The following is a 9,638-nucleotide window of genomic DNA, read 5'->3' on the forward strand; positions in this document are numbered from 1 at the left end:
GGCCTGCCGGTTCCCCGGTGGCGTCGACTCGCCGGAGCGGCTGTGGCAGCTGGTCCACGGTGGCGTCGACGCGATGGCCGGCTTCCCCACCGACCGGGGCTGGGACCTCGCGACGCTGCACGATCCCGACCCCGACCGGCCCGGCACCACGTACGCCCGGGAGGGTGGCTTCCTCGGTGACGCCGGCCTGTTCGACGCGGAGTTCTTCGGGATCAGCCCGCGGGAGGCGCTGGCTACCGATCCGCAGCAGCGGCTGCTGCTGGAGACCGCCTGGGAGGTCCTGGAGCGGGCCGGCATCGATCCCACCCGCCTGCGCGGCACGGCCACCGGCGTGTTCGCGGGCGTCGTCTCCCAGGAGTACGCCCCGGCGACGCTGGCGCCGCCCGCGGAGGTCGCCGGCTACCTGCTGACCGGCAACACCACCAGCGTCGCGTCGGGCCGGCTCGCCTACGCGCTCGGCCTCGAGGGGCCGGCGCTGACCGTGGACACCGCCTGCTCGTCGTCGCTGGTCGCCACCCACCTGGCCATGCAGGCACTACGCAACGGCGAGTGCACGCTGGCGCTCGCCGGCGGCGCCACGGTGATGGCGACCCCGAAGATCTTCGTGGAGTTCGCCCGGCAGCGGGGCCTGTCCGTCGACGGGCGGTGCAAGTCGTTCGCGGAGTCGGCGGACGGCACCGGCTGGGGCGAGGGCGTCGGCCTGATCCTGCTGGAACGGCTGAGTGACGCCCAGCGCCACGGCCACCAGGTCCTCGCGGTGATCAGGGGCTCGGCGGTCAACCAGGACGGCGCCAGCAACGGCCTCACCGCCCCCAACGGCCCCTCCCAGCAGCGCGTCATCCAGCAGGCCCTGGCCAACGCCCGCCTCACCCCCGCCGACGTCGACGCCGTCGAGGCCCACGGCACCGGCACCACCCTCGGCGACCCGATCGAGGCGCAGGCCCTGCTCGCCACCTACGGCCAGGACCGTTCGGAGCCGCTGTGGCTCGGCTCGATCAAGTCGAACATCGGCCACACCCAGGCCGCCGCCGGCGTCGCCGGCATCATCAAGATGGTCCAGGCCATCCGCCACGGCGTGCTGCCCAGGACCCTGCACGTCGACGCCCCCTCCTCGCACGTCGACTGGACCGCCGGCGCGGTCTCGCTGCTCACCGACACCACGCCGTGGCCCGACCACGACCGGCCCCGCCGGGCCGGCGTCTCCTCCTTCGGCATCAGCGGCACCAACGCCCACCTCATCATCGAACAGGCACCGGCACCCGACCCGACCGGCGACAACCCAGGCGGACCGGCGCTGACCAGCCCAACCGCCGCCAACTCAGGCGGACCGGCTCCGACCAGTCCGACCGCCGCCAACTCAGGCGGACCGGCTCCGACCAGCCCGACCGCCACCAACCCGACGGCCGGGACGCCGGACTCGGCGGCGGCCGGCAACGCCACCCCGACGATCGCCCTGCCGTGGCTGCTGTCGGCCAGGACCCCGGCCGCGCTGCGCGAGCAGGCGGCCCGACTGGCCACCCACCTCGACGAGCATCCCGACCTCGACCCCGCCCAGGTCGCCCACGCGCTGGCCACCACCCGCACCACGTTCGCCCACCGCGCCGCAATCGTCGCGCCGATCGACGGCCCGGACGGTGAGCCGCACACCACGGCGGACCTGATCACCATCCTGTACGCCCTCGCGGCCGGTACGGCCCACCCCGGCCTGGTCCAGGGGTCGGTACGCGACGGGAAGCTGGCGTTCCTGTTCACCGGCCAGGGCGCGCAGCACCCCGGCATGACCGCCGACCTGTACGCCCGCTTCCCCGTTTACGCGGCGGCGCTGGACGAGGTGTGCGCGGCCCTCGACGCGCACCTGGAGCAGCCACTGCGCGAGGTCATGTGCGGCCCGCACACCGACCTGCTCGGACAGACCCGCTACACCCAACCCGCCCTGTTCGCCGCCGAGACCGCCATGGTGCGACTGCTGCACAGCTTCGGGATCCGACCCGACTACCTCATCGGACACTCCATCGGCGAGTTGACCGCCGCCCACATCGCCGGGGTCCTCGACCTGCCCGACGCCGCGAAACTGGTCACCACCCGGGCGCGACTCATGAACACCATGCCCGCCGGCGCCATGCTCGCCGTCACCGCACCCCTGCACCGGGTACAGCCGATCCTCGACGCCCACCCGCAGGTGAGCCTCGCCGGGCACAACAGCCCCACCTCACTCGTCCTCGCCGGCGACACCGACACCATCGACGCGATCGCCGCCCAACTCACCGCCGACGGCATCCGGGCGCGCAAACTGCACGTCGCGCACGCCTTCCACTCCGCCCACACCGACGCCATCCTCGACGACTTCCGCGACGCCGCCGCCACCGTCACCTACCACCCGGCGTCGCTGCCGATCGTGTCCAACCTGACCGGACAGGTCGCCACCGACGACCAACTCGCCGACCCCGACTACTGGACCCGACACATCCGCGAGACCGTGGCCTACGCCGCCGGCACCGAAACCCTGCACGGCCTGGGGGTCACCAATTTCATTGAGGTCGGACCCGACGCCACCCTGGCCACCCTGACCCGGGAAACGCTCACCGATGCCACCGCCATCGCCACCCAGCAGCGCGGACACCACGGCACGGTAGCCCTGCTCACCGCCCTCGCCACCGCACACACCAGCGGCCTCGACGTCGACTGGACACCCCTGCTGCCCAGCCGGTCCGGCCCGGCCATCTCGCTGCCCACCTACCCGTTCCAGCGCCGCCGCTACTGGCTGCACCACGGCACCGGCCCGATCGAGCCGGCGGACCTGGGGTTGAGCCACGCCGGACACCCGCTCCTCGGCGCCGCCATCGAGCTCCCCAACGACCAGGGACACCTCTACACCACCCAGTTGAGCGTCGACGCCCATCCGTGGCTGCGCGACCACGCCATCGCCGGTGCCGTCCTGCTCCCCGGCACCGCCTTCGTCGACCTCGCCCTGCACGCCGGGCACGAGACCGGGCAGCCGTACCTGGACGACCTCACCATCGAGGCGCCGCTCGCCCTCGACGCCGGCAGCCCACACGTACCGCTCCAGGTCCACGTCGGCGCCCCCGACCGGGACAACCGCAGGGCGGTCACCTTCCGGACCCGGTACGGCGCCGACCCGACCTGGCAGGTGATCGCCACCGGAACCCTGACCGCGCGGGGCGGACCGCCCGCCGAGCGCGAGCCCGGGCCCTGGCCACCCGCCGGCGCCACCGCCGTGGACGTCGCCGACCTGTACCCGACGCTGGCCGACGCGGGCATCGACTACGGGCCCGCCTTCCAGGGCCTGCACGCCGCGTGGCGGGCCGGCGACACCGTGCACGCCGAGGTCCGGCTCCCCGACGAGATCACCAGCAGCGGGTACGGCATCCACCCCGCGCTCCTCGACGCCGCCCTGCACCCGCTCGCCCTCACCGCCGCAGCCGGCGAGACCCGCCTGCCGTTCGCCTGGTCGGGCGTGGCCCTGCACGCCACCGACGCCACCACCCTGCGGGTCCGGTTCCGGCAGATCGGCGCCGACCTGGTGAGCGTGCACGCCACCGACCCGGCCGGCGCGCCGGTCATCGACATCGAGTCGCTCAACCTCCGGCCGCTGCCGCAGGCCGGGCACCGCGACGCGGCCGGCCTGTTCACGGTGGAATGGGCCACCCTCGACCTGGCCCCGGCCGCCGCGGCACCGGCGTACCCGATCCTGGACCCGGCGGGACTCGACCGGCTGCTCGCCGCGGACGCCGCACCCGACGAGGTCGTCGTCCTGGCCGTCACCGGCTCGGACGGGCCCGACGGCGTCGCGGCGCGCACCGCCGAAACGCTGGCGCTGCTGCGCCGCTGGCTGGCCGACGACCGGTGCGCCGCCGGCCGCCTGGTGGTGCTGACCACCGGCGCGGTCGCCGCGGCGCCGCACGACGAGGTCACCGACCTGGCCGCCGCCGCCGTGCGAGGGCTGGTCCGCGCGGCGCAGGCCGAGCACCCGGGGCGCCTCGTCCTCGTCGACTGGGACGCCGCCCCGACCAGCCGGGCCGCCCTGCCGGCCGCCGTCGCCACCGGCGAACCGGAGCTGGCCCTCCGCGAGGGCGCCGCGCTGCGGCCACGACTCGTCCGGACGCTGCCCGGCGAGCACCCCGAGACCGGCCTCGACCCCGAGGGCACGGTCCTGATCACCGGCGGCACGGGAGGACTGGGCGCGCTGCTGGCCGGCCATCTCGCCGCGACCGGACGGGCCCGGCGGCTGCTGCTGGCCAGCCGGCGGGGACCGGCGGCGCCCGGCGCCGACGAGCTGGCCGCCCGGCTGGCCGACGCGGGCGCCGAGGTGACCGTGGCGGCCTGCGACGTCACCGACCCGGCGGCGGTGGCCGCCCTGCTCGCCGGGATCCCCGCCGGGCATCCCCTCACCGCCGTCTTCCACACCGCCGGTGTGGTCGACGACGCGCCGCTGCACACCCTCACCGGCCCGCAGCTGGACCGGGTGCTGGCACCGAAGGTGGCCGGGGCGTGGCACCTGCACCAGGCCACGGTGGACCTGCCGCTCGCCGCGTTCGTGCTCTACTCCTCGGTCGCCGGCACGCTCGGCAGCGCCGGGCAGGGCAACTACGCCGCGGCGAACGCCTACCTCGACGCCCTGGCCCAGCACCGCGCAGCGCAGGGACGCCCCGGCACCTCCGTCGCCTGGGGGTTGTGGGAACGGGAGACCGGCATCACCGGGCACCTCGACGCGCGGGACCGGTCGCGGGCCGCCCGGCACGGCGTACGGCCGCTGACCGACGCGGCGGGCCTCGCCCTGCTCGACGCCGCGCTGGCGGACGGGCGGCCGCTGCTGGTGGCCGCCGACCTCGACGCGCGGAGCGTGCCCGCGCTGCGCCCCTCCCGGCTCCGGCGCAGCGCGGCGACCAGTCCCGACGCCACCGGCCTGGCCGGCAGGCTGGCCGGGCTGGACCCCGCGGAGCGGGCCCGGTTGCTGTCCCGGCTGGTCCGCGCCGAGGTCGCCGCGGTGCTCGGCCACACCGACGGCGACCAGGTCGAGCCCGAGCGGGCGTTCAAGGACCTCGGGTTCGACTCGCTGACCGCCGTGGACCTGCGCAACCGGCTCACCGCGGCCACCGGCCTGCGGCTGCCCGCCACGCTGATCTTCGACCACCCCACCGCCGAGGCCCTCACCGCCCACCTGCTCGCCCGGTTGGCGCCCACCACCGGAGCGGGCGTCACCCGTACCGTCGCGGGTCCGGCGCCGGCCGACGAGCCGGTCGCCATCGTCGGCATGGCCTGCCGCTACCCGGGCGGCGTTAGCAGCCCGGACCAGTTGTGGGATCTGGTCGCCGGCGGGATCGACGCGATCAGCGAATTCCCCACCAACCGCGGCTGGCAGCTCGACCGGCTGCACCACCCCGACCCCGACCACCCCGGCACCACGTACACCCGCCACGGCGGCTTCCTGCACGACGCCGACGCCTTCGACGCCGACTTCTTCGGCATCAGCCCGCGCGACGCCGCCGCCACCGACCCGCAGCACCGGCTGCTGCTCGAGACCGCCTGGGAGACCATCGAGAACGCCGGGATCAACCCGCACACGCTGCGGCACAGCGACACCGGCGTCTTCACCGGCATCATGTACGGCGACTACGGCGCCCGCCTACAGCACCCGCCGGCCGGCTACGAGGGCCACCTGAGCAACGGCAACGCCGGCAGCATCGCCTCCGGGCGGCTCGCGTACACGCTGGGGTTGCAGGGGCCGGCGCTCACCGTCGACACCGCCTGCTCGTCCAGCCTGGTCACCGCCCACCTCGCCATCCAGGCGCTGCGCAACGGCGACTGCAGCCTCGCCCTGGCCGGCGGGGCGACCGTGATGGCCACCCCCGGGACGTTCATCGAGTTCGCCCGGCAGCGCGGGCTCGCCGCCGACGGGCGGTGCAAGTCCTTCGCGGACACCGCCGACGGCACCGGGTGGAGCGAGGGGGTGGGTCTGCTCCTGCTGGAGCGGCTGTCGGACGCCCGGCGCAACGGTCACCCGGTGCTCGCGGTGATCCGCGGCTCGGCGGTCAACCAGGACGGCGCCAGCAACGGGTTGACCGCCCCCAACGGTCCCGCGCAGGAGCGGGTCATCCAGCAGGCCCTGGCCGCCGCCCGGCTCGCCCCCGCCGACGTGGACGCGGTGGAGGCGCACGGTACGGGCACCACCCTGGGTGATCCGATCGAGGCGCAGGCGCTGCTGGCCACGTACGGGCAGGAGCGCGACGAGCCGCTCTGGCTCGGGTCGATCAAGTCGAACATCGGGCACACCCAGGCCGCCGCCGGGGTGGCCGGCATCATCAAGATGGTCCAGGCGCTGCGCCACGGCGTGCTGCCGAAGACCCTGCACGTCGACGCCCCCTCGTCGCACGTCGACTGGGCGTCCGGCGCGGTGGCCCTGCTCACCGAGAACACCCCGTGGCCGGAGCACGGCCGGCCGCGACGCGCCGCGGTCTCCTCGTTCGGCATCAGCGGCACCAACGCCCACGTCATCATCGAACAGGCCCCGGCAGCGGCGCCCGCCGTCTCGACTCCGGCCGACCCGACTGCCGCAACTGAGGAGGCGGGCGGCGGCGCGGAGGTCGCGCTGCCGTGGCTGTTGTCGGCGAAGACCCCGGCCGCGCTGCGCGAGCAGGCGGCCCGGCTGGCCGCCCACCTCGACGAGCACCCCGAGCTGGAGCCGCCCGCGGTCGGGTACGCGCTGCTCGCCGGGCGGGCCACCTTTGCCGAGCGGGCGGCGATCGTGCCGGCCGGCCCACCCGGCGACGGCGAGCCGCACACGGCGGCGGACCTGATCGCCGCACTGCGCGCCCTGTCCACCGGTACTGCCCATCCAAGCCTGCACACGGGGGTGGCCAGTGGTGGCGGTGGCAGGGTCGCGTTCCTGTTCACCGGTCAGGGCGCCCAGCACCCCGGCATGACCGCCGACCTCTACGCCCGCTTCCCCGTCTACGCGACCGCCCTCGACGACGTCTGCGCCGCCCTCGACGCGCACCTGGAGCACCCGCTACGGGAGGTCATGACCGGCGCGCACACCGACCTGCTCATCCAGACCCGCTACACGCAGCCGGCCCTGTTCGCCGCCGAGGCCGCCATGGTGCGGCTGCTCGACACCTTCGGAATCCGACCCGACTACCTCATCGGACACTCCATCGGCGAATTGACCGCCGCCCACATAGCCGGCGTCCTCGACCTCACCGACGCCGCGAAGCTGGTTGCCACCCGGGCGCGGCTCATGCACGGGATGCCCGCCGGGGCCATGCTCGCCGTCACCGCACCCCTCGACCGCATCCGGCCGATCCTCGACGCCCACCCCGATGTCAGCCTCGCCGGGCACAACAGCCCCACCTCACTCGTCCTCGCCGGCGACACCCACACCATCGACGCCCTGGCCGCCCAACTCACCGCCGACGGCGTGCGGGCGCGCAAACTGCACGTCGCGCACGCCTTCCACTCCGCACATACCGACGCCATCCTCGACGACTTCCGCGACGCCGCCACCACCGTCACCTACCACCCGGCGTCGCTGCCGATCGTGTCCAACCTGACCGGCGCTATCGCCACTGACGACCAGCTGTCCGACCCCGATTACTGGACCCGACACATCCGGGAGACGGTCAACTACGCCGCCGGGACCGACACCCTGCACCAGCTCGGCGTCACCAATTTCATCGAAGTCGGGCCCGACGCCACCCTCACCACGCTCACCCGGGAAACCCTCACCGACGCCACCACCATCGCCACCCAGCAGCGCGGACACGACGGAACGGCAGCCCTGCTCACCGCCCTCGCCACCGCCCACACCACCGGCCTCGACGTCGACTGGACACCCCTGCTGCACGCCGGGCCGATTCCACCGGTGCCGCTACCCACCTACCCCTGGCAGCACGAGCGCTACTGGCTGCACGCCGAGCCAACCGTCAACGACGCGGAAGACCTCGGCCTGCACAGCACCGGACACCCCCTCCTGGCCGCCGCCATCGAACTCCCCCACCAGCAGGGCCACCTCTTCACCGGGCGGCTCTCGCCGCCGAACCATCCGTGGCTGGCCGACCACACCATCGCCGGCACCACCCTGCTGCCCGGCACCGCCTTCGTCGATTTGGCGCTGCACGCCGGGCACCACACCGGACACCCCCACCTGCACGACCTCACCATCGAAACCCCCCTCACCCTCGACCCCCGGACGGGCCGGCAGTTGCGCGTCGAGATCGGGCCGTCCGACGGGTCGGGACAGGCACCGCTGACCATCAGCTCCCGCGACCAGGACGACCCCGACGGCGACTGGACCGTGCACGCCACCGGCGGCCTGTCGTACGCGGCGGTGCCGGCGGTTGACCCCTTCCCGGCCTGGCCACCGGCCGCTGCCACGCCGGTGGATGTCGACGCCCTCTACGCCGGGTTCGCCGAGGCGGGCGTCGACTACGGGCGCGCCTTCCGGGGCGTACGGGCCGCCTGGCGGGACGGGGAGACGGTCTACGCCGAGGTCGAGGTGCCGGACGAACTGACCACCACCGGGTACGGCATCCACCCGGCCCTGCTCGACGCCGCGCTGCACCCCCTCGCCCTGCTCGACGGGACCGACCAGGGCGTACGGCTACCGTTCGCCTGGTCGGACGTCCGGCTGGCCGCCGGTGGGGCCCGTGCGCTACGGGTGCGGATCAGCCGGGCGGCGCCGGACAGCGTCACCGTGGACGCCGTCGACCCGACCGGTGCTGCCGCCGTCACCATCGGCCGGCTGGCGCTACGCACCCCGTCGACGGGCGACCTCGACCCGCAGGCGGCCGCTCTCTACCTGACCACGTGGGTTGCGGTGCCGGCGCCGACCCGGACGGCCGTACCGCCGGCGGTCGACCTGCCCGGCCTCGACGACCTGCTCAACGGCCCGGAGCCGGTGCCGGCGGTGGTGGTCGTCCGCCCGAGCACACCGCATCAGGAGGTCGTGGCCGGTACGCACGATTTGGTCGACCGTACCCTCGCGGCCCTGCGTCGCTGGCTGTCCGACGACCGGTGTGCGGCGAGCCGCCTGATCGTCCTGACCCGCGGGGCGGTCGCCGCGCGGCCGGGTGACGACGTCACCGACCTGCCCGCGGCGGCGCTGTGGGGGTTGGTCCGTTCGGCACAGTCGGAGCACCCGGACCGGATCAGTCTCGTCGACCTGGACCCGGCCGGCGACGACCTGCTCGGGGCGGCCGCCGCCACCGGCCGGCCCCAACTGGCCGTCCGCGACGGCGCGCTGCTCGCCCCCCGGGTGGTGCGGATGAGCGCCGCGGCCATCGAGGACGGCGCCGCCACCGGGTGGGATCCGGACGGGACGGTGCTGATCACCGGCGGCACCGGCACCCTCGGTGCCCTGCTCGCCGAACACCTCGCCGCCACCGGCCGCGCCCGACACCTGCTGCTCGCCAGCCGCCGCGGCCCCGACGCACCCGACGCCGCGCACCTGGTCGACCGGCTCACCGAGCTGGGCGTCACCGCCACCGTGGTCGCCTGCGACACCGCCGACGCGAGCGCCGTCACCGCCCTCATCGGCGGTGTGCCGGACGCTCACCCCCTCACCGCCGTGTTCCACACCGCCGGCACCACCGACGACGCCGCCCTGCACACCATGACGGCAG

Annotated in this window: 1 protein-coding gene; it reads left to right on the forward strand. The window is 74.9% G+C overall.

Translation table 11 applies throughout. From position 1 onward, the window contains the following. A partial coding sequence (locus tag LQ51_RS02845; RefSeq protein ID WP_046563056.1) for a type I polyketide synthase occupies positions 1 to 9,638 on the forward strand: 9,638 nt, incomplete at both ends.

Source organism: Micromonospora sp. HK10 (assembly GCF_000982955.1).
Lineage (GTDB): Bacteria > Actinomycetota > Actinomycetes > Mycobacteriales > Micromonosporaceae > Micromonospora.